The organism is Promicromonospora sp. NPDC050262 (genome assembly GCF_040655935.1).
Lineage (GTDB): Bacteria > Actinomycetota > Actinomycetes > Actinomycetales > Cellulomonadaceae > Promicromonospora.
Genome location: NZ_JBFAKX010000027.1, coordinates 17,444 through 38,846, shown reverse-complemented (window position 1 = coordinate 38,846; position 21,403 = coordinate 17,444). Strand labels below are relative to the sequence as shown.

The window sequence follows — 21,403 nt, the reverse complement described above, 5'->3', positions numbered from 1 at the left end:
CCCGCGTCAGCCGCGGTGGCGGAACGTGATCGGGTCCTCCTGGAACTCCTTCCACGCCAGGCGCTCCCCCTCGGTGAGGCGGCGCGGCCGGTCTGTGGCGGCGTCGACGAACACGAGCGTGGTGGTCGCCCGGGCGTAGGGCTTGCCGCCCGACGTCGGGCCGGTCTTCGCCATGCTCGCCGTGCCGTCGTGCACCTCGTAGCAGACCTCGGCGCTCGCCCCGCCGATCCGGCCGAGCCACATCTCCACGCGCACCGGCGTGCGGGTGAACAGCAGCGGGCGCAGGTACTCGATGCGCTGGCCGGCCACGAGCGTGTGGGAGTCGGCGTCGGGTCCGGTCGGCACCACGGCCGTGGGCCAGGCCTCGCCCTCCGGCGCCTCGGGATGCTGCCAGAAGGCGGTGATCCGGGCATCCTCCAGCAGGCGGAACATCGCCACGTTGTTGACGTGGGCGTAGGCGTCCAGGTCGGACCAGCGCAGCGTGACGGGGACGTGCAGGCGTGTCATGGTCCCTATCCTCTCCCGGCGGCAGACCTCAGCTCGCCGCGACCGTCGCCGCCGTCCGGCAGCTCGCGAGCCGGGCGAGCTCCTCGCTCACGGGCTCCCGCACCAGCCGGTCTGCGACCTTGCCCACCGACTGCCGCAGCCGACGGCGCGCCACGTTCGCCCGGCGGCGGGCGCCCAGGGCGCCGAAGATCCGGCACACCAGGGCGACCAGCAGGCCGAGCACCACCGAACCCAGCACCATCAGGGTGGGCCACGGGATGGTGAACGGGTCCACGCCCAGGCCCTCGCCCGAGCCCGACTCGGGCGCCCCCGGGAACACGACACCGTCGCCCGACCAGGTCGGCAGCGACAGCACGGGCGTGGGCGGCGGCGGGAGCTGCAGGTACGCGAACCCGAACAGCACGAACAGCCACAGCAGGCCCGCCGCGAGCACGGCGACGAGGAGCCACTGCACCACGTTGACCAGCGACCACCACATCGGGCGGCGCTGCGCCTCGACCCGGGTCGCGGCCACGGCCTGGTCCAGGGCGTCGGGCAGCGTGTCGATCCCCGCCTGCCCGCGGGAGCGGGCCGCCAGCACCCACGGGTCCGCGACGCCGCGCGTCACCTCCTCGACGTAGCGCCGCACGGCCGAGGCCGCGGTGGACCGCACGGCGGGCCGCGCCGTCGGCAGCGACGTGCGCACCAGGTCCTCGCGGCCCGACGGCGCCCGGTGCTCCCGGTCCGCCGTCCGCAGCCCGAGCCGCCGCAGCGGGTCCTTGCGCAGCCGCCCGATCCAGCGCGTCAACGGCCAGCCGGTCGCCGACCGGGCGTCCCGGCGTGCGGAGACGCGGACGGCGTCGACCACCGTGGGCACGCCCGCGGCGTCCTCCAGGGCGGCCACCAGGTCGCCCGTGGCCTGGCTCCCGGCGCGCGACGGCGGCGGTGTGCCGCACTCGTCGACGATCCGCTGCGCCACCACCCGCTCGTCCGCGGCGAGCCGGGCCGTGGCGGCCTCGCGCCGCGCTGCCGCCTTGGCCAGCAGGCCGCGCAGGTCGTCGATGCCCTGACCGGTCTTCGCGGACACCGCCAGCACCCGCGCGCCGTCCAGGCCGTCCTCGGCCACGAGCCGCCTCAGGTCGGCGAGCATCGCGGACGTCTCGTCCACCGTCAGCCGGTCGGCCTGGTTGAGCGCGACGACCACCACCTCGGCACGCCCCGCGAGCGGGCGCAGGAAGCCCTCGTGCAGCGCGGCGTCCGCGTACTTCTGCGGGTCCACCACCCAGACCAGCAGGTCGGCACGCTGCACCAGGCGCTCGGCGCGCATCCGGTGCTCGGTGACGATCGAGTCGTGGTCGGGCAGGTCCAGCAGCACCAGCCCGGTCGTGTCCCCCGCAGGGGTTCGACGGCGGAACGGCCCGCGGCCGGCGGGCTCGTCGGGCACTCTCGGCGCGTCCTGCCCGCCCGGAGCGGGCTCGGCCGGAGGCCCCACGTGGTGCCGGCGGCCCACCTCCAGCCAGTCCAGCAGCGGGTCCGCGCCGTCGCCCCAGACGGCGGCCATCGGGTGCGACGTCGTCGGACGCCGCACGCCGGGCTGCGCGATCGCGGCGCCGGCCACCGCGTTCAGCACCGACGACTTGCCCGAGCCCGTGGCGCCGGCCAGCGCGACGACGGTGTGCTCCGCGGAGAGGCCGCCCCGCTCCCGCGCCCGGGTGACGACGGCGCGCGCCTCGTCCAGCAGCGCGGGCTCGATGCGGCCGTCCGCGGCCCGGATCGCCGTGTCGAGGGCCGTCGTGCGGTCGGCCAGGTCGAGCCGGCTCACCGGTCACCGTCCCCGAACAGGCGCTTCCAGAAGCCCTTCCGCGCCGGCTCCTCGGCCAGGTCGCCCCGGCCGTCCGCCGGCCCCGTGCCGCCCGCCGGCGAACGGACGCCCCGCAGCCCGCGGCTCTCGGTCAGGTCGCCGACGCCCGCGGGCACCGTTTCCGTCTCAAGGGCCCGCGACCGGCGCTCCGCCGCGGCGGCCGAGGCGACGGCGTCGGCCGCCGTGCGCAGGGCGGAACCGCCCGCCTCCGCGGAGCCGAGCGCGTCGAGCTGCGCGGTGTAGCGGGCGGCCTGCCCGTCCATGACCGCCTGGATGCGGGCCCGCAGGCGGTCGCGGGCCTGCACGGCGAGCCGGCGCACGGCGTCCTCGCCGAACACGGCTTCCAGCAGCCGCTGGGCCAGCACCGCCGAACCGCCCGCGATGCCCACCTCGATGCCGGTGAGCCCGCCCGTCGAGGCGAACACGAAGATCATCAGCGCAACGCCCAGCCCGTTCACGCCGAAGGACAGGGCACGCGCCTTGCCGCGCTTGGACTCGCCCTGCTCGCGCACGAGCCCCAGGACGTCGCCCTGCCAGCCCCGGATCTGCTCGCCCACCTCGGCGCGCAGCGCCGCCGGCGTCCGCGACAGCTCCAGGCCCTCCAGCAGGGCCGTGCCCGCGGCGTCGCCGCGCCAGCCCTGGTAGGAACGCTCGGCGGCCTCCTCGGCGGCGTCCAGCACCACCGACTCCAGGCCGTGGGCGATCGCCTTCTCGACCTGGGGCGCCTCCTGGGGCTTGCCGCGGAAGAACGAGCTCACCGCGTCGCGGAACCGCCCGATGCCCTCCTCGACCGCGCGGAAGAACTCGCCCGTACCCACGAAGTCCTGCCACCGGGCGAGCACCTCGCCGCGCAGCAGCGCGCCGTCCGACGTCGCCGCGGCCACGTGCGCCACCGCGTCCGCATAGGCCCGGTCCACGACGTGCCGCAGCCGTGCGTCGGCGGCCCGCTGCTCGTCGGCGGCATCGGCCAGCCCGCCCGCCCGCACGACGAGGGAGTCCACCACGCCGTCGCGGGTCGCGGCGATGACCCGGCGGCGCGCGTCGGCGTCGCCGCCGAGCCCCGTGAGCCAGCGCGAGACCTCCCCGACGGCGTCCTCGGGCAGCATGCCGTCGTCGGACAGGCTGTCCTCGGGGATGACGAACAGCGGGCTGTCGGTCAGCCCGTGCTCGACCATCATGTCCCGCAGGTCGTCGGCCGTGGCCTCCGCGCCCGGGTCCACGCGGTCCAGCACCATCGCCACCTGCGCCTTGCGCGCGGCGGCCTGGTTCAGCAGGTCCCACGGCACCGCGTCGGCGTAGCGCGCCGACGTGGTGACGAAGAGCCAGAGGTCGGCCGCGCCGAGGAGCTGGGCGGCGAGCTCGCGGTTGGCGGTGTCGACCGAGTCGATGTCCGGCGCGTCCAGCAGCGCCAGGCCCTTGGGCAGCGAGTCGCTGGGCACCAGGCGCAGGGTGCGGGAGGGGTCGTGCGGCGCCCCGTGGCCCTGCTCCGCGACGGCGGGACCCACCACGGACCTGGTCGGCGTCCCGGTGCCCGACGCCGTCACGCGCGCCAGGCCCGGCAGCACCCGGTCGGTCGAGAACCAGCGCGCGTCCAGCGGATGGTGCACCAGGACGGGTGCCTTCGTGGTGGGCCGCAGCACGCCCGGCTGCGTGACCCGCTCGCCCAGCACCGAGTTCACGAGCGTCGACTTGCCCGCGCCCGTGGACCCGCCGACCACGACGAGCAGCGGCGCCTTCTGGGCCCGCAGCCGCGGCAGCAGGTAGTCGTCGAGCTGGTCCGTGGACCGGCGCAGCTCCGTGCGCGCCGCCTCGACGCCCGTGGTCTCCAGCGGCAGGCGCAGGGCGCCGAGCCGGGCCCGGAGCACCTCCAGCGCGCCGGTCAGACCGGACTCCTCGTCGGGGGCGGGGGGCGCGGCGGGTTCCGTGTCAGGCGCGGCGGGCCCGGTCGTGGTGCCCGCGTCCAGCCCGTCCTCCGGCGTCGCGGCCTCGTCCCCGGGCGTCGCGGCGGCGGGTCCCGCGGACGGCGCGGGAGCGGGTCCCGCGGGCAGCCCGGCGGTCTGCCAGGGGCTCACACCGGGGTTCGGTCCGCCGGTCACCGCGCCGTCGTCGGGCTTCTCGGTCATGGCGCTCAGTCTGCCGCAGCAGCGCAGGTCAGGCGCGCCCGTGGCGTGGCAACAGGGTGAAGACGTCAGCCGCCGAGGCGCGAGCGCAGCCAGTCGAGGGCGGCGTGCGCCACCTCGCGCTGCACGGCGCGGCCGTGGGGCGCGCCCGGCTCCGGCGGCCGCATCGACTCGAGCACCAGCGCACCGGCGACCACGGTCACGGCGCAGGTCAACGCTTCGGGGTCGACGTCGGGCAGGGGGTGCCGGTCGAGCACCACCCCAGGCGGCGGAGCGCCGTCGACCCGCAGGTACGGCAGCAGCAGCACGACGTCGAGGAACGACGCGCCGTGGGACGGCATGAACCAGTCGACGGCATGCGCGCTGGTCGCGTCCCAGCCGTGGTCGGTGATCAGGATCGACTCCCGGCGCAGCGCGCCGTGCACCAGGCTCTTGCCGGACATCGCCTCGCCGGAGTAGCGGGCGATCTCCGCGAGGTGGTCGACCTTGTCGGAGAGCCACGGCGTGAAGGCCGACAGGCCGGCGGGCCGCATCGCGGCGATCGTGGCCCAGGCGTCCACGTCGATCAGGTCGAGCGCGTCGGGCAGGTCCGGCGGCGCCTCGGTCGAGCCGATCTGGATCGCGAGCTCGACCGCCGCGGCGAGGTCGCCGTCGTCCCAGGGGTCGTGCGGCGGCCGGATGGGTTCGTTCCGGTAGCCGAGCACCACCCAGCGGCCCGCCCCGGGCAGCACCTCGTCGACGTACCACTCGCGCTCCAGGCTCGGCACGTCGTCGGGCAGCGTGGCCAGCGAGGCCGCCTCCGCGGCCATCCGGTCCTGGGTCAGCGGGGCCTCCGGCCCCACCGCCCGCACGATCGAGCGGGCCGACGCCGTCTGCAGCACGTCGAGCGGGGCCAGATCCGTGCCGCTCATGGGGGCCGAGCCGATCACGCGTCCCCCCATGGACTCGCTGACTCGAGAACGGACAGACGGGGGTAGATCGGACCAAGCCGGTCGCCGCACAGCGCTCATGGCCGGAGTGTGCCGAACTGCGCTTTCACCCGCAAACCACAGCACGTGTTGCGGGAACGACGTGGATCAGAAACCGAGCCTGGTCTGCAGCCACGACACGGCGGCGCGGGCCAGCCGATGCTGGTAGGCGCGCAGCTCCGGCATGTCCGTGGGCGGCGTGTCCATCGACGACTTCACGTAGTGGCCCGCGAGCACCGCGATCCAGCAGGTCACGGCGTCACGTTCGGTGCCGGGCGGCAGCCCGTACCGGCGCAGCGTCGCCTCCGGCGGCGGGCCGTCGTTGGCGCGGACGTGCAGCAGCATCGAGACCAGGTCGAGGTACGGCGCCCCGACGCTGCCCCGGATCCAGTCCGTCACCAGCGGCTTCTCGCCCAGCCGCGCGGGCAGCATCACGTTCTGCACCCGCAGGGTGCCGTGCTGCAGGCTCGTACCGGCGATCGCGTCGGGGGCGTGCGCCACGATCTCCGCGAGACCGTCCAGGCGGTTGGCGAGCCACGGCGAGTGGTTCGCGAGCCCGGCGGGGCGCTTGTCCGCGAGGTACTCCCACGAGTCCGTGGGGAACACCTTCTCCTCGGGCAGGAACATGGGGTCGCCCGGCGCCTCGATCTCGCCGATCCCCCGGACCACCTTGACCATGGTCGCGACGTCCTCGTCGGGCCAGGAGGGGTCGATCGGGCGCACGTTGGACTTCATCGCGTAGCCGACGGCGACCCACGTGCCGAGGTTGGGCAGCACGTCGTCGAGGGACCAGAGGAGCTCCGGGTGCGGAGCGGCGGCGGGCAGCAGCGGCGACAGCGCGATCTCCTGCCGCAGGAAGTTCAGCGGCCCCGGCTGCTCCGTGCCGATCGCCTTGACGAAGACGTGGCCCTTCGTCGTCTGCACCTGGAAGCGCGCGCCGGGCAGGATCCCGGAGTCGTCCGGTTGTCTGGCAGCGATCACACGGGCGCCGAGCAGATCGGTGATGCGGTCTCGCAGCAGGGGCGGAAGCTCTCGCCATCCGGGCCGTAGGGCAGGGCTCACTGCGGCATCCTGTCGAAGATGCCTACTGACAGCAAGGAACATATGCGAAATTCGCCCGTTATGCGGGCGCAGCGGCTCACTTTTGAGGCCCGAGTTTCTTGGCTTTGAGCGGGCTCAAAGCCAAGAAACTCGGGCCTCGAAGGGGATCAGCCGTCTGTCGTCAGTCGCGGGTCAGCTTGCGGTACGTGACCCGGTGCGGGCGGGCGGCGTCCGCGCCCAGTCGCTCGACCTTGTTGGCCTCGTACGACTCGAAGTTGCCCTCGAACCAGTACCAGTTGGACGGGTTCTCCTCGGTGCCCTCGTAGGCCAGGATGTGCGTCGCGACCCGGTCGAGGAACCACCGGTCGTGGGAGACCACGACGGCGCAGCCGGGGAACTCCAGCAGGGCGTTCTCCAGCGAGCCGAGGGTCTCGACGTCGAGGTCGTTGGTGGGCTCGTCGAGCAGCAGCAGGTTGCCGCCCTGCTTGAGCGTCAGCGCCAGGTTGAGGCGGTTGCGCTCACCACCGGACAGCACGCCCGCGGGCTTCTGCTGGTCCGGACCCTTGAACCCGAACGAGGCCACGTAGGCCCGCGACGGGATCTCGACATTGCCGACCTTGATGAAGTCGAGCCCGTCGGACACGACCTCCCAGAGGGTCTTCTTCGGGTCGATGCCGCCGCGCGACTGGTCGACGTAGGAGATCGAGACGGTCTCGCCGACCTTCAGCTCGCCGCCGTCGAGCGGCTCCAGGCCGACGATCGTCTTGAACAGCGTGGTCTTGCCGACGCCGTTCGGGCCGATGACGCCGACGATGCCGTTGCGCGGCAGCGTGAACGACAGGCCGTCGATGAGCACGCGGTCGTCGAAGCCCTTCTTGAGGTTCGAGGCCTCCAGCACCAGCGAGCCCATGCGCGGGCCCGCGGGGATCTGGATCTCCTCGAAGTCGAGCTTCTTGGTGCGCTCCGCCTCGGCCGCCATCTCCTCGTAACGCGCCAGGCGGGCCTTGGACTTGGTCTGCCGGCCCTTGGCGTTGGACCGCACCCACTCCAGCTCCTCCTTGAGGCGCTTGGAGAGCTTGGCGTCCTTCTTGCCCTGGACCTCCAGGCGCGCCTGCTTCTTCTCGAGGTAGGTCGAGTAGTTGCCCTCGTAGGGGTAGAGGCGCCCGCGGTCGACCTCGCAGATCCACTCCGCGACGTGGTCGAGGAAGTACCGGTCGTGGGTCACGGCGAGCACGGCGCCCGCGTAGGACGCGAGGTGCTGCTCGAGCCACAGCACGGACTCCGCGTCGAGGTGGTTGGTCGGCTCGTCCAGGAGGAGCAGGTCGGGCTTCTCCAGGAGCAGCTTGCACAGCGCCACACGGCGGCGCTCACCACCGGAGAGCAGCGTCACGTCGGCGTCCGGCGGCGGGCAGCGCAGCGCGTCCATCGCCTGCTCGAGCTGCGAGTCGAGGTCCCACGCGTCGGCCGCGTCGATGTCCTCCTGCAGCGTGCCCATCTCGGCCAGCAGCGCGTCGAGGTCGGCGTCGGGCTGCGCCATGAGCTCCGAGATCTCGTCGAACCGCGCCTTCTTGGCCAGGATCTCGCCCACGGCCTCCTGGACGTTCCCGAGGACCGTCTTCTCCTCGTTCAGCGGCGGCTCCTGCTGCAGGATGCCCACGGTGTAGCCGGGCGACAGGCGCGCGTCGCCGTTGCTCGGCGTGTCCAGCCCGGCCATGATCTTGAGGATCGTGGACTTACCGGCACCGTTCGGGCCGACGACGCCGATCTTGGCGCCGGGCAGGAAGTTCAGCGACACGTCATCGAGGATGACCTTGTCGCCGTGCGCCTTGCGCGCCTTGTACATGGAGTAGATGTATTCAGCCACTGCCTGTGTTCCACCGTTCACAGAAGGTACGTCGGATGGGTGCGCTCGCACGGAGCGGGTGCCGGGGGCGTCCGCGCAGGAGATGCCTCCGGCACCCGCGGACCGCTGAGCACGACTGGGACCAGCCTACGCGGTCACGAGCTCCCGCTGCCCGACGCCCGCCCCGTCGCCCTGGTCTTCCTCGTCACCCTCGGGGACCGGCAGGTCGACGCCGAACGGGTCGGGCTCACCCGCCCGCGCCGCGACCAGCCCGTCGTCGCCCGGAAGCGCGGGCAGCCCGCCCTCCTCGGGGGAACCAGGCATCGGCTCGTGGTGGACGAGCCGCGAGAACTCGACCTTGCCGCGGGTCGCGTCCACACCGACTCCCGTCGCGGCGATCACCAGCCCGCTCCGGGGCTCGCCGTCCGGGCCTGCCCACTCGTCCATCTCGAGCCGGCCCGTGACGACCACGGGGTCGCCCTTGCGGACCGACCGGACCAGGTTCACCGCCGCCGTCCGCCACGCCTTCACCGTGAACCAGAGCGTCGCGCCGTCGGTCCACTCGCCGGCGTCGTTCACGTAGCGCCGCGTGCTGGCCACGCGGAACATGGCGAACGGCTTGCCCGTGCCCGTGTGCAGCGCCGGGGAGTTGCCGGCGAAGCCGGAGACAGTCACCGTCACGTCGTTCATGGAGCCCTCCTGGGTGTCCGGACCGGCCCTCGCGGCCGGCCCGTACCCAGCATCAGGCGCGGACGGAGCGCAGGTCGGACAGTCCGAAGTCACCTGTTGACGCAACCCGGATCTGGCTGCCTGTGGTCGCGTTCTCTTCCACACGAAGCGGTATCGAGGGTCCGTCGTCGCGCGCACTCTGTGCGAGCTCGCGCACCGCGCGGTGCTCGTCGAGCAGGCGCTGGGTGGGCACGCCGAGGGTCTGGCGCAGCACCCGCTCGAGCGCGGCGCGGCCCGACGCGATGACGGCCTGCGCCCGGCGCGCGGCGAGCGCACGGCGCATCTGCATCGCCACGAGGAACACGACGAGCGCCGCGACCGCTGCGACCACAGCGGCCACCCCGAGCACGGTGGTCCAGGTGTCGCCCACGGGCAGGATCCCCGTCGAGGCCAGCACCGTGCAGATCCCGAGCAGCACCGCGAGCAGCACCGCCCCGAGCGCCAGGCGGCGGGTGAGCGGCTGCGTCGTCGGGCCGCGGGTGTCCAGGGTGACGCCCTGCAGCGCCGTCGACACGGCGCTCGTGACGTCGCGGGCGCTCGCCACGCTCTCGGCGAGCGAACGCTGCCAGCCCGGCTTCAGCGACTCCCCGGAACCGGTGAGCCAGCGCGAGCGGGACAGCGCGATCGAGTCCGGGTCCGGGTTGCGGAACTCGGGCGAGCCGTAGCCGTTGCGCACCGCGGCGCCGACCTGCGCGGCGACGGACTCCAGGCCGGCCGCCCGCGCGAGGGCGTCGATCTCGCGCTCCAGGACGGTGTCGATGTGCCACGGCACCTCTGCCGGGGTCTGGCTGAGCAGCAGCGTCGCGGCGGCGTCCAGCTCGCCCGCGGCGCGGCCGGCCGAGACGGACCGGCGGGCCACGGTCTGCTCCAGCAGCCCGCGCAGGTCGTCGATGCCGATGTCCGTCTTGCTCGACGCCGCGATGACCGGCACGTTGTCCAGGCCGTCGTCGCGCAGCAGGCGCTTCACGTCGTTGACCAGGTTGTCGCGCTGGCCCACGGGCACCGTGTCGATCTGGTTGAGCACCACCACGGTGGAGGCCCGCATGCCGGACGAGTCGCGCAGGTAGCCGGTGTGCAGGGCGTCGTCGGCGTACTTCTGCGGGTCCACGACCCAGACCAGCAGGTCGACCAGCGGCAGCACCTTGTCCACGACGTCGCGGTGGGCGGGCGCGACCGAGTCGTGGTCGGGCAGGTCCAGCAGCACGAGCCCGCCCAGGGCGGCCTCGTCCGCCGAGTCCAGCTCGCCGGCCCGGGTGATGCGGCGCTCCCGCTCCACGCCGAGCCAGTCCAGCAGCGTGGCGGCGTCGTCGCTCCACGAGCAGGCGGTGACCTTGGCGGTGGTGGGGCGCTTGACGCCGACGTCGGCGAAGGTGAGGCGGGAGATCTTGTTGAACGTGCTCGACTTGCCCGACCCGGTGCCCCCCGCGAGCGCCACCACCGTGTGGTCCACACCGAGCGCGAGCCGTTCGCGCACCCCGGCCACGGAGCTGGCGACCTTGCCGAAGACCGTGTCGTCGAGGCGGGATCCGGCGATCTGGAGGGCTCGGCCGAGGTCCTCGGTCCGAGCGCCGAGGGTCGCGTCGTGGCTCGTCATGTCAGCCTCCTGAGCTCGGCCAGCCGCACGCGGAGCGGAGCGGCCGCGTCGTCGGCTAGCGCGGGGACGTCAAGGGCACTCTGGACAGAACGGGCCTCTTCCGCAACCGCTAGCGCGACCTGGTCGGCAAGTTCGCCCTGCAGCTCCTCGATCGAGTCCCCCGCGCTGTCGCCGAGCACGCGGTCGACGAGCGCCAGGGAGTCCTCGTTGCCGAGCGCGGCGGCCTGCAGGAGCGTCGCGAGCCCGGCGTCGCCGAACGCCTTGCGGGCACCGGTGGCACGGGCCACCGCCTCGGCGTCGGACGTCTCGGGGTCGGCGTCCGCCATCCGGCCGACGACGTCGTCGGCCATCCGGGACCAGGCCGCGGCCGCCTTCTGGCCCCAGGCGAGGCGTTCCTTGGCGCGGCTCGTGGCGGACGGGAGGATCGTCTCGCCGGCGGGCGGCGCTCCCGGGCCGGCCAGGGCGCCGCGCAGGCTCTCCTCGGTGCGCACGCCGGCGGCCACGAACGCTCGGGTCGCGGTGGCCTCGACCTCCTCGCGCAGCCGGAGCAGGGCCGTCTCGCGGGCCTTCCCGGCGCGCTTGGTGGTCCGCGCGATGCCGTCGCGGACGGTGACCCGGGAGATGTGGTCGGTGCTGGCGATCTCGGCGAACCGTGCGGCGACCGTGCCCTCGCCGGACGTCCCCGACAGGACGGCGGTCCGGGCGGCGAGCTGCGCGTCCGGGACCACGGCCTGGACGGCGTTGCGCAGGTCGAACGCGGCGGTGCCCTGCTGCTCCACGGCGGTGACGAGCCCCGTCACCCAGTCCGGGAGGGCGCCGATCGCGCCCTTGAGGGTGCGCAGGATGACGGTGCGCGAGCGCTCGGGACCGGCCATCAGGTTGAGCCAGCGCTGGATGGGCGCCACGAGCTTGGGGTCGAGCAGCCCTTCGTGCGGCCCGACGTCGGGCACGATGAACAGCGGGACGTCCTTCATCCCGCGTTCCTTCATGCGGGTGTTGAGGTCGGTGCGGATCGTCGTCAGGTTCTCCCTGGGTACCCGGTTGAGCACCATGGCCACGCTGGCGCCGCGCTCCTTGGCGCGGTCGAGCGCCTGCCACGGGAGCGCGTCGCCGTAGCGGGCGGCCGTGGTGACGAACAGCCAGAGGTCGGCCGCCTCCAGCAGCTGGTGGGCCGTGGAGCGGTTCTCCTTGAGGAGCGAGTCGAGGTCGGGCGCGTCCATCAGCGCGGTGCCGCGCGGCACGCCCTCGTGCTTGACGAGCCGGGCGAGCTCGGTGACGGGACCCGTCGTGAGCGTGTCGACGTCGCGCGGGTGCACGCCCACGACGGGCTCGCGGGTGGTGGGCCGCAGCACCCCGGCCTCGGACACCTCCTCGCCCAGGAGGCTATTGAAGAGGGTGGACTTGCCGGCTCCCGTGGAGCCCGCGAGCACCACGACGGCGGGGCTGGAGAGCTCGGCGAGGCGCGGCAGCAGGTGCTCGTCGAGCTGGGCCAGGAGACGCTCCCGGGACGCCTCGGCCTCCTCGGCGCCGTCGACGGGCAGGGGCAGGGTGGCCGCGGCGACGTCGCGGCGCAGGTCCTGCACGACGTCGTGCACCGTGAAGCCGAGCTGCTCCGCAACGTTCGGGTCCACACCACCCCGACGGCCGAGCACTGCGGAGCGTGTTCCTGGAGTCACGGCTTCATCCTGATAGGTCAAGATCGTTCTGCCAAGCCGTAGCGGCTTGTGGGTGTGCAGAAACACAGGTTCTGTGCAGGCCGCCGGAGTGAGTCTCCGGCGCCCGACGACAGCAGATCAGTGCCCCCGGCAGGATTCGAACCCGCGACCTAGTCATTAGAAGTGACCCGCTCTATCCAGCTGAGCTACGGAGGCAAGCGAGCCGAGTTTAGCCTAGGCCGGGCCGGTCTTGACCATGCCAAATAGAGGCGCTAGGGCGCTCCGCAGGCGACGTCGTGGTCCGGGTGCTCCCCGGTGAGGAGGAACGTCGTCGCGAGGTCGTCGGCGCAGTCGTTGCCCAGGCGCAGGTAGGACAGGTGCCCGCCCTGGTCGGCGGTCACCATCCGGGCGCGGTCGCCGAACGCGTCGCGCAGCGCCGTCGCACCGGCCAGCGGCGTCGCCGGGTCGCGGAGGTTCTGCAGGATCAGCACGTTCGCCGGGCCCTCGTCGGTGATCTCCACCCGGGGTTCGGCGGGCTCCGACGGCCAGTACGCGCAGGGCGTGACGTTCGCACCGGCCGCGCCGAACATCGGGTGGCGGACCCGGTCGATCGCGACGTTGACCTGGTAGCGCCACACCTGCTCCGGCCAGTCGGAGTCGTTGCAGACCACGTGGAGCTGGCTGGCGATGTAGTTGTCCGCCGGGATCCCAGTGGCCGCGGCGGGCCGGGCGGGCGCGGACGGGTCGCCGACGGCGGCCCCCGGCACCGGTACGGGCTCGCCGGCGTCGAGCGCCCGCCAGGTCTCGGCGAGCTGCGGCAGGTTCGCGTCGTAATAGAGGGCGGCGAAGGTGGCGAACCGGAAGGCCGCGCCGGTGTAGCCGTCGGGGCTCGGCGTCCGGTCCAGGCGTGCCGCGAGCTCGAAGTACTTCGCCCGCACCTGCCGGGGCGTCTCACCCAGGCCGTACTCCGGACGCGCGGCGACGAACCTCGCGAAGTCCGGGAACCGGTCCTCGACGCCCTGGCCGAACAGGCGGGAGAACGACGAGTCCCAGCCCCCGGGCCCGGTCGCGCTGTCGAGCAGGAAGCGGTCGCTGTGCCCGGGGAACATCGAGGTGTAGACCGCGCCGAGGTAGGTGCCGTACGAGATGCCGAAGTAGGACACCTTCGCCTCGCCCAGCGCCGCCCGGATCCGGTCCATGTCGCGGGCGGTGTTGGCCGTGGTGATGTGCGGCAGCAGGTCGGCCGTCGCCGAGGCCCCGCACTTCTTGGCCACGTCGGCCACCCGGGTGGCCTCGCTCCGGACGTCGGCCGCGTCCCGCGCGAACATCGGGATGTTGGTCGGGTGCTCCGCGGGACTCAGGTCGCAGGTCACCGGCGTGCTGTGGCCCACACCGCGCGGGTCCATGCCGATCACGTCGTACTGGTCCAGGATCTCCTGCGGCAGCCTCAGGACGTCGCGCAGGCCGGCCGGGTAGGCCAGCCCCTCGCCGCCGGGGCCGCCGGTGTTGGTCAGCAGCACCCCGCGACGCTGCTCCGGGTTGGTGCTCGCCAGCCGCGAGACCGCGACCTCGATCGTGCGCCCGTCCGGCTCGGCGTAGTCCAGCGGGACGTCGATCGTGGCGCACTCCAGCCCCGGCGCGGCGACGGCCTCCGGGCAGTCGCCCCAGGTCAGGGTGGCCTGCGTCGTGGCTGTTCCCGCTCCGGCGGGCGCCGTCGGCACGGACGACGCCGACACGGGCGCCAGGGTCGCCGCGAGGAGTGCCACCGCGATGGTCAGCACGGAGACGCGCGTCACCTTGCCCGGTCGGGTCGGCCCGGGCCCGTCGGTCGTGGTCCCGTCGGCCACGGGCCTGTGGGCAGGGTTCGCTGGTGTCGAGGTCATGCCCCGATCCCATCGGTCCGGGCACGTGCCCGCCAGTGCGACCGCGTCACCGCTCCCCCGTGACATACCGCAGGCCACGGCATGACACGGCGTCACTGGCGCCGGCCCGGTGAGTGTCACAGGCGCGACGTACTCTTCCCGCATGCCCTCCGGAACCACGGACCTCGCCCCCGACAGCGCGCGCCGGCTGCGTCTGCGCACGCAGGGACTGGCGCTGCCCGGGGACGGGCCGAGCCCCGCGACGCCGGGTGACGTCGTCCGCCGGATGGTGGCCCTGCAGGGACAGGACCTGCCCGCGGTGCTGCGCGCGATCGCCGTCCGGTCACGCCCGGGCACCACGATCGACGACGTGCGCGCCGCGTTCGACAGCGGCGAGCTGGTGCGCGGCTGGACCCAGCGCGGCACCCTGTTCGCGACCACGCCCCGGGACCTGGCCGCGCTCGTCTCGCTGACGGGCGAGCGCGTGACCCACCTGGGCCGGCGCGTCCGCGAGGCGGAAGGGCTGGACGACGCGCTCGTGGACCGCGCGGAAGAGATCACCCGGGAGGCGCTGGCGGCGTCGGACGGGTTCACACGGGCCGAGATGATCGACCTGTGGCAGCAGGCCGGGGTGCCCATCGAGGGGCAGCGCGGGTATCACCTGATCGTCACCCTGGCACTGCGCGGGGTGCTGCACTGGGGCCCGTTCGCGGGGGTGCAGCAGAGAATGGTCGCGTCGCCAGGAACGGGTGGCTCCGAGGGCGCCGGCGTTGGCGGGCGCGGGCCGGCCGAGGAGCCTGGTGCCGCCCTGCGCCGCATCGCCCGGTCCTACTTCGCGAGCCGCGGACCCGCCACCGTGGACGACCTGGCCTGGTGGCTCGGCCTGCCCAAGACCCCCGTGCGCGCCGCCGTCGCCGCACTGCGCGAGACCGAGCCGGACGCCGTCGCCGAGGTCACGGTCGACGGGCGGCCGATGCTCGTGGGCCGCGCGGCGGACGGGCCGGATGCCGGCGTCGCGCCCGAGCGCGCGCCTGACCTCAGCGTGCCCGGCGGCGTGCTGCTGGTGCCCGGGTTCGACGAGATCGTGCTGGGCTACCAGGACCGGGACCTGGTCGCGGACGCCGAGGCGATGCGGACCGTCGTCCCGTTCACCAACGGGATCTTCCGGCCGGCAGTGCTCCTGGACGGACGTCTGGTCGGCACCTGGCGCCGCGCGCCCAAGGCGGGCGAGGCCCCGTACGAGCTCGTGCCGGGCGTTGCCACACCGGTCCGCACCGCCGTCGAGCAGGCGGTGGCGGCGTGGCCGCTGGGCTGAGTCCTAGGTGTGATGTCCAGGGACGTTGTTCAGCCAGGTCAGTTGACCACAGCGGCCGCTGCCAGGCCAGGCGTTGGATCGGGCGGCGCGTCAAGATGGAGCATGCTTCTCGCCGAGGTCGCCGCCACGTCCGACGCCGTCGCCGCCACGCGCTCGCGCCTGGCCAAGCGGGCGGCCATCGCCGACCTGCTGCGCCGGACGGCGGACGGCGGCGCCGCTGACACGAACCCGGGAGCGGTCGCCGACGACCTGGAGATCGTCGTCGCCTACCTCGCCGGCGCGCTGCGCCAGCGCCGCACGGGCCTCGGCTACGCCGCGCTGCGCGACCTCCCGCCGCCCGCGGCCGAGGCGACGCTCACGGTCCGCGACGTCGACGCCGCGTTCGCCGCGATGGCCGCCCTGGAGGGTTCGGGCTCGGCCCAGGCGCGCTCCACCGCGGCCGCGGAGCTCTTCGGCTCCGCGACCGAGCGGGAGCAGGCATTCCTCCGCGGCCTGGTCGCGGGCGAGCTGCGGCAGGGCGCGCTCGACTCCGTCGTCGTCGACGCCGTCGCGGAGGCCGCCGGGACGCCCGCCGACGCCGTCCGCCGCGCCGTCATGCTGCGCGGGGCCACCGGGCCGGTCGCGAGCGCCGCGCTCCTCGCGGACGACCCGCCGGCCGCGCTGGCGGCCTTCACCCTGGAGGTGGGGCGGCCGGTGCGGCCGATGCTCGCGCAGTCCGCCCCGGACATCGCGGCCGCCTTCGAGAAGCTTGCGTCCGGCGACGAGCCCGGTGAGCTGTGCGTGGACGTGAAGCTCGACGGCATCCGCATCCAGGTGCACCGGCTCGGCGACGACGTGCGGGTGGTCACGCGCTCCCTGGACGACATCACCGAGCGCGTGCCCGAGATCGTCGAGGTGGTGCGCGCCCTGCCGTCGGACCGGCTGGTGCTGGACGGCGAGGCGCTCGGCGTCGGGCCGGACGGCGTCCCCCGGCCGTTCCAGGAGACGGCGGCCCGGTCGGCGACCCACGAGTCGACGCGCGGCTCGGCGCGCGGGCCGGCCCGGGCGACGTCGGCGGAGGAGGCGCTGGCCGACCAGTTCGAGCTCACCCCGTTCTTCTTCGACGTGCTGCACGCCGACGGCCGCGACCTGCTCGACGCCCCGCTGCGCGACCGCCTGGCGGTGCTCGACGAGGTCGCGGCGCCGCACACCGTACGCCGTCTGACGACGTCCGACCCGGAGGCGGCGGCCGAGTTCTTCGCGGGCGCGGTCCGCGAGGGCCAGGAGGGCGTGGTGGTCAAGTCGCTGGACGCCCCCTACGCGGCCGGACGACGCGGCGCCGGCTGGGTCAAGGTCAAGCCCCGCAAGACCCTGGACCTCGTGGTGCTGGCGGTCGAGCGCGGCTCGGGCCGCCGTCAGGGGTGGCTGTCCAACATCCACCTGGGCGCGCGGGACCCCGAGGGCGGCTTCGTGATGCTCGGCAAGACCTTCAAGGGCATGACCGACCAGATGCTGGAGTGGCAGACCGAACGGTTCCGCGAGCTGGAGGTCGAGGACAACGGCTGGGTCGTCACCGTCCGGCCGGAACAGGTCGTGGAGATCGCGTTCGACGGCCTGCAGCGCTCGACCCGCTACCCCGGCGGCCTGGCGCTGCGGTTCGCGCGCGTGCTGCGCTACCGCGACGACAAGACCGCCGCGGAGGCCGACACGATCGACACGGTCCGCTCGCTCGCCGTCTGACCGCTCCCCTTTGAGGCGATGTGCGCCACGCATCCGGAAGAGGACGACGCGCGCCGCTGAGGACTCCGGGGCGGAGCTCAGGACTCCGGGTCGTACATGAGCTCCCGGACCTCCTGGGCGCAGCGGCAGCCCTCCGCGATCCGGGCCGCCCACTTCAGCGCCTCCTCGCGGCTGGCCACCTCGAGGATCGAGAACCCGCCGATCACGGCCTTCGTCTCCGGGAACGGGCCGTCCGTCACGGTGCCGTCGGTCGCGACGACCGACGCCCGCTGGCGCTCCAGCCCGGCGCCGAAGATCCACACACCGGCGTCCTTGGCCGCCTGCACGACGGCGTGCGAGGCCTCGGCCACCGCGGGCAGGTCCTCCTCGGGGAACGTCATCGCGCCGTCGTCGAACGAGATCAGGTATCGCGGCATCGCAGTCCTCCAGGTCTTGGCGGCCCTGTCGGGCCGGTTCCGGAGAGGTGGACGCCGTCCACCCGCGAAACTCATCGGCACGTGTCAGGACACGTCCCCGACGGGCCGGCGGCCGTTCCGGAGGATGACCTCGTGGAGTCGGTGACTCGGCAACGGCGTCCAACCCGGAGCCCGACTCCGGGGCGGACGTCGTGCTCCTGGGTGGGTAACGCTGTGCTAGCAGTGGTAGCTCAGCGTTACCTGTCCGGGGCGCACATCACTCCCCCGGAGGTCGGCCAGGACACAGGCCGCGCGCAGCGGCTCCTAGAGCCGGACGGCGTCCCGCAGGAGCCGCGCGTACGGGTGTTCCGGGGCGTCGAAGACGCTCGCCGCCGAGCCCTGCTCGATGATGCGGCCCTCCTGCATCACGGCGAGGTCGTCGCTCATGTGCAGCGCGACGCCGAGGTCGTGCGTGATCAGCAGGTACGCGAGGTCGCGTTCCCGCTGGAGCCGGTCCAGGAGGTCGAGCACCTGCGCCTGGACCGAGACGTCGAGCGCCGAGACCGGCTCGTCCAGGACGAGCACCCGGGGCTCGGCCGCGAGCGCCCGCGCGACCGAGACGCGCTGCCGCTGCCCGCCCGACAGGTGCAGCGGACGGCGGGAAGCCAGCGCGGGGTCGAGGCCCACCGTGTCGAGCAGGTCCGCGATCTGCGCGCGCACGGGTCCGGGCCGGAGCGACCGGCCGCGGGTGATCGCGTCGGCCAGGACGGCACCGACCGTCCAGCGCGGGTCGAACGAGCTCAGGGCGTCCTGGAACACCGCGCCGATCAGGTGCCGGCGCGGACGGCGTCTGGCCTCCGGGAGCGGGTTCCAGGGTTCGCCCAGCAGCGCGACCTCGCCGGCGTCGGGGTGCTCGAGCCCGAGCAGGAGCCGCGCGGTGGTCGACTTGCCCGAGCCGGACTCGCCGACGAGCCCCAGGGTGCGGCCCGCGCGGAGCGTGAACGACACGTCGTCGGCGGCGACGATCTCCCGCCCGCCGACGTGGAAGACCCGCGACAGCCCGCGCGCCTCGACGAGCACGCGCTCCCCGGCGTCGGTCCCGTCGAACGTAGAGTCCGTCGCGGTGTCAGCGCTCTTGGAGCGACCATCACTACGTTCGCCGACGCCGGGCCCGGCCGACGGCGGGAGAGCCCCCGCCGACACAGACAGCGACTCACCCCGCGGCCGCCCCGCCGGGACGGCGTCGACCAGCTTCCGCGTGTACGGGTGCTCGGGCCGCTCGAACACCTCGGCCGGTGTGCCCTCCTCGACCACCACGCCGTCGGTCATCACGAGCACCCGGTCCGCGATGCCCAGCACCACCGACAGGTCGTGGCTGATCAGCAGCACGCCGGTGCCCTCGTCGCGCAGCTGCCCCAGCAGCCGGAGCACACCGGCCTGGACGGGCTGGTCGAGCGCCGTGGTGGGCTCGTCGGCGATGACGAGGCGCGGGTCGGCCGCGATGCCGGCGGCGATCAGGGCGCGCTGCCGCTGCCCGCCCGAGAGCTGGCCGGGGCGCTGTCCGGCCCGGAGCTCGGCGTCGGGCAGACCGACCCGCTCCAGGAGCGCGACGGTGCGCGCGCGGCGCGCGGCGGCGTCGAGGTCGGTGTGCAGGGCGAGCGTGTCGGCGATCTCGCGGCCGACCGGGCGCAGGGGATCCAGGGAGACGAGCGCGTCCTGCGCGATGAGCCCGACGGTGCCGCCGCGCAGCTTCCGCAGCCGCCGCCCGGACAGCGACAGCACGTCCTGACCCGCGACGGACAGCCGGGCCGCCGAGACCCGCGCGCCCTCCCCTGCCAGGCCGACGACGCTGCGCGCGGTGACGCTCTTGCCCGAGCCGGACTCGCCGACGATCGCGACGCACTCGCCCGCCGCGACCTGGAGGCTGACGCCGTCGACCACCCGCCGGCCGGAGAACGACACGACGAGGTCGCGGACGTCCAGCACGGGCCGGTCCGGCACCGCCTCGCCCGGCGTCGCCGACGTCCCCTCCACCCGGCTCATGCGCCGCTCCTGTTCCGCTTCTGGATGCCCCGGCCGATCACCGTCGCGGCGGCCGCGCTGGCCACGATCGCGAGGCCCGGGAAGAACGTCATCCACCAGAAGTTCGCGATGTAGGTGCGCCCGGCGGCGAGCATCGCGCCCCACTCCGCGGCGGGCGGCACGGCCCCCAGGCCGAGGTAGCTCAGGGAGGACACCCAGATGATCGCCTGCCCCAGACCGAGCGTGGCCAGCACGAACAGCGCGGCGGTCACGTTCGGCAGGATGTGGCGCGCGGTGATCCAGAGCCGCCCGCGGCCCAGCACCCGGGCGGCCTCGATGAACTCGGCGGACGCCGTGCGGCGCACCTGGGAGCGGATGATGCGCGCGTAGCCGGGCGCCGTGGCCAGGCCGACGGCGATGGTGGAGCTCAGCACGCCCGGCCCCGTGACCACGATGAACAGCAGCGCGAGCAGCAGGCCGGGGAACGCGAACAGCACCTCGACCACCCGGGTGGTGCCGAAGTCGAGCCAGCGCGGACCGAGGCCGGCCACGAAGCCGAGGACGATCGCCAGGCCGATGCCGATCGCCGTGGCCAGCACGCCGATCCGGAGCGACTCCGATGCCCCGTGCACCACGCGGGTGTAGATGTCGCGGCCGGACTCGTCGGTCCCGAAGAGGTGGGCGAGCGACGGCGGCTGGAAGGCGTCGGCGTGCGAGACGGCGAGCGGGTCGCCGGGGGCGAGCAGGCTCGGCCACAGCGCGGCGACCACGAGCAGCAGCAGGAAGACGGCGGCGACCGCCTCGGCCACGGTGAACCGGAGGCCGCCGACCCGGGCGCGACTCATTCGGCCACCGCCCGGGTGCGCGGGTCGATGACCCGGTCGGCGAGGTCAGTGACCAGGGTCATCACCGTGTACGCGAGCGCCACCACCAGCACGATCCCGGTCACGAGCGTGACATCGCGCAGCTGCACGGCGGACAGCAGGCTGCGCCCCAGCCCCTGCCGCGCGAACACGGACTCGACCACCACGGCGCCGCTGATCAGGGATCCGAAGGCCCAGCCGGACAGGCCCACGGCGGGGATGGCCGCGTGCCGCAGGGTGTGCCGCCAGAAGATCCGCACCTCGCTCTCGCCGCGCGCCCGGGCCGTGGTGACGAACGGCGACTCCATGGCCGTGAGCAGGGACTCGCGCATGACCTGGCCGAGGAACCCGGCGAGCGGGATCGCCATGGTGAGCGCGGGCAGCACGATGCCGAGCGGCCCGGGCACGCTGACCGGCGGGAGGATGCCGAGGGTGAGGCTGAAGAAGAGGATGAGCACGGTCGCGAGCCAGAAGTGCGGCACGGCGGCGGCGACCAGCTCCAGCCCGGAGCCGATGGTCCAGGCGACCCGGCCGCCCCGCACGCTCCATGCCGCCAGGCCCGTGGCGAGCGCCCAGGCCAGCGCGAGGGAGACCAGGGCCAGCGTGAGCGTGGCGCCGAACTGCTCGCCGATCGCGGTCAGCACCGGCTTGTGCAGCGAATACGACTGGCCGAGGTCGCCGGTCACCAGCCGGCCGAGGTAGGTGAGGTACTGGACGACGAGCGGCTGGTCGAGGCCGTACTCGCGGCGTACCTGCTCCAGCGCCTCCGGCCCGGCCTGCGAGCCGGGCCCGCCGAGGATCGCCTCGGCGGGGTCGCCCGGGACGAGCCGGAGGGCGAAGAACGTGATGGTCGCGGCCGCCCACAGGACGAAGACGACGCCACCGGCGCGCAGCAGCAGCCAGTGCCGGTTGCCCGGCACCGGCCTCCTG

16 protein-coding genes and 1 tRNA gene are annotated in these 21,403 nt (G+C 74.1%); 2 read left to right on the top strand and 15 right to left on the bottom strand.

Annotation, left to right across the window (positions count from 1 at the left end):
* Positions 1 to 6: 6 nt before the first annotated feature.
* The 11 genes from AB0I29_RS25960 to AB0I29_RS25910 form a co-directional block, all read right to left on the bottom strand.
* The gene (locus tag AB0I29_RS25960) at positions 7 to 507 is read right to left on the bottom strand and encodes an acyl-CoA thioesterase (protein ID WP_285103036.1); all 501 of its coding nucleotides are present in this window, start codon (positions 505 to 507) and stop codon (positions 7 to 9) included.
* A gap of 28 nt (positions 508 to 535) precedes the next feature.
* The gene (locus AB0I29_RS25955) at positions 536 to 2,308 is read right to left on the bottom strand and encodes a GTPase (protein WP_357486954.1); all 1,773 of its coding nucleotides are present in this window, start codon (positions 2,306 to 2,308) and stop codon (positions 536 to 538) included.
* Positions 2,305 to 4,470: a dynamin family protein gene (locus AB0I29_RS25950; RefSeq protein ID WP_357486952.1), complete on the bottom strand. Its 2,166-nt coding sequence runs from the start codon at positions 4,468 to 4,470 to the stop codon at positions 2,305 to 2,307. The genes AB0I29_RS25955 and AB0I29_RS25950 overlap by 4 nt, the downstream gene beginning before the upstream one ends.
* 65 nt (positions 4,471 to 4,535) lie before the next feature.
* Positions 4,536 to 5,378, bottom strand: coding sequence for a hypothetical protein (locus tag AB0I29_RS25945; RefSeq protein WP_357486950.1), 843 nt, complete (start codon positions 5,376 to 5,378; stop codon positions 4,536 to 4,538).
* A 165-nt stretch (positions 5,379 to 5,543) separates the two neighbouring features.
* Entirely contained in the window at positions 5,544 to 6,497 is a 954-nt protein-coding gene (locus AB0I29_RS25940) for a phosphotransferase (protein ID WP_285103028.1), read from the bottom strand.
* Between the two features lie 160 nt (positions 6,498 to 6,657).
* On the bottom strand, positions 6,658 to 8,340 hold the full coding sequence (ettA, locus tag AB0I29_RS25935) for an energy-dependent translational throttle protein EttA (protein WP_357486948.1): 1,683 nt from the start codon (positions 8,338 to 8,340) through the stop codon (positions 6,658 to 6,660).
* A gap of 126 nt (positions 8,341 to 8,466) precedes the next feature.
* Positions 8,467 to 9,009 (bottom strand): single-stranded DNA-binding protein, encoded by a 543-nt coding sequence (locus AB0I29_RS25930; RefSeq protein WP_285103025.1) that lies wholly within the window; start codon positions 9,007 to 9,009, stop codon positions 8,467 to 8,469.
* 52 nt (positions 9,010 to 9,061) lie between these two features.
* Positions 9,062 to 10,642: a GTP-binding protein gene (locus tag AB0I29_RS25925; protein ID WP_357486946.1), complete on the bottom strand. Its 1,581-nt coding sequence runs from the start codon at positions 10,640 to 10,642 to the stop codon at positions 9,062 to 9,064.
* Positions 10,639 to 12,318 (bottom strand): GTPase, encoded by a 1,680-nt coding sequence (locus AB0I29_RS25920; protein WP_357486945.1) that lies wholly within the window; start codon positions 12,316 to 12,318, stop codon positions 10,639 to 10,641. The genes AB0I29_RS25925 and AB0I29_RS25920 overlap by 4 nt, the downstream gene beginning before the upstream one ends.
* Before the next feature lie 121 nt (positions 12,319 to 12,439).
* Positions 12,440 to 12,513 (bottom strand) — tRNA-Arg (locus tag AB0I29_RS25915).
* Positions 12,514 to 12,569: 56 nt separating this feature from the next.
* Positions 12,570 to 14,180: an alpha/beta hydrolase gene (locus AB0I29_RS25910; protein ID WP_357486944.1), complete on the bottom strand. Its 1,611-nt coding sequence runs from the start codon at positions 14,178 to 14,180 to the stop codon at positions 12,570 to 12,572.
* Positions 14,181 to 14,322: 142 nt separating this feature from the next.
* Here AB0I29_RS25910 and AB0I29_RS25905 point away from each other — a divergent pair, with 142 nt between their 5' ends.
* Both AB0I29_RS25905 and AB0I29_RS25900 read left to right on the top strand, forming a co-directional pair.
* On the top strand, positions 14,323 to 15,474 hold the full coding sequence (locus AB0I29_RS25905) for a winged helix DNA-binding domain-containing protein (RefSeq protein WP_357486943.1): 1,152 nt from the start codon (positions 14,323 to 14,325) through the stop codon (positions 15,472 to 15,474).
* A 102-nt stretch (positions 15,475 to 15,576) separates the two neighbouring features.
* Positions 15,577 to 17,193: an ATP-dependent DNA ligase gene (locus AB0I29_RS25900; protein ID WP_357486942.1), complete on the top strand. Its 1,617-nt coding sequence runs from the start codon at positions 15,577 to 15,579 to the stop codon at positions 17,191 to 17,193.
* Positions 17,194 to 17,270: 77 nt separating this feature from the next.
* Here the strand turns inward: AB0I29_RS25900 and AB0I29_RS25895 are convergent, their stop codons facing one another.
* From AB0I29_RS25895 to AB0I29_RS25880, 4 genes are all read right to left on the bottom strand, one after another.
* Complete coding sequence (locus AB0I29_RS25895; protein ID WP_357486941.1) at positions 17,271 to 17,609, bottom strand: YciI family protein; 339 nt, start codon at positions 17,607 to 17,609, stop codon at positions 17,271 to 17,273.
* A 303-nt stretch (positions 17,610 to 17,912) separates the two neighbouring features.
* A complete protein-coding gene (locus AB0I29_RS25890; RefSeq protein WP_357486940.1) occupies positions 17,913 to 19,631 on the bottom strand; it encodes an ABC transporter ATP-binding protein in 1,719 nt (572 codons plus the stop codon).
* Positions 19,628 to 20,455: an ABC transporter permease gene (locus tag AB0I29_RS25885; protein WP_357486938.1), complete on the bottom strand. Its 828-nt coding sequence runs from the start codon at positions 20,453 to 20,455 to the stop codon at positions 19,628 to 19,630. Before AB0I29_RS25885 ends, AB0I29_RS25890 begins: the two co-directional genes overlap by 4 nt.
* Complete coding sequence (locus tag AB0I29_RS25880; RefSeq protein WP_357486958.1) at positions 20,452 to 21,393, bottom strand: ABC transporter permease; 942 nt, start codon at positions 21,391 to 21,393, stop codon at positions 20,452 to 20,454. Before AB0I29_RS25880 ends, AB0I29_RS25885 begins: the two co-directional genes overlap by 4 nt.
* Between the last annotated feature and the right edge of the window lie 10 nt (positions 21,394 to 21,403).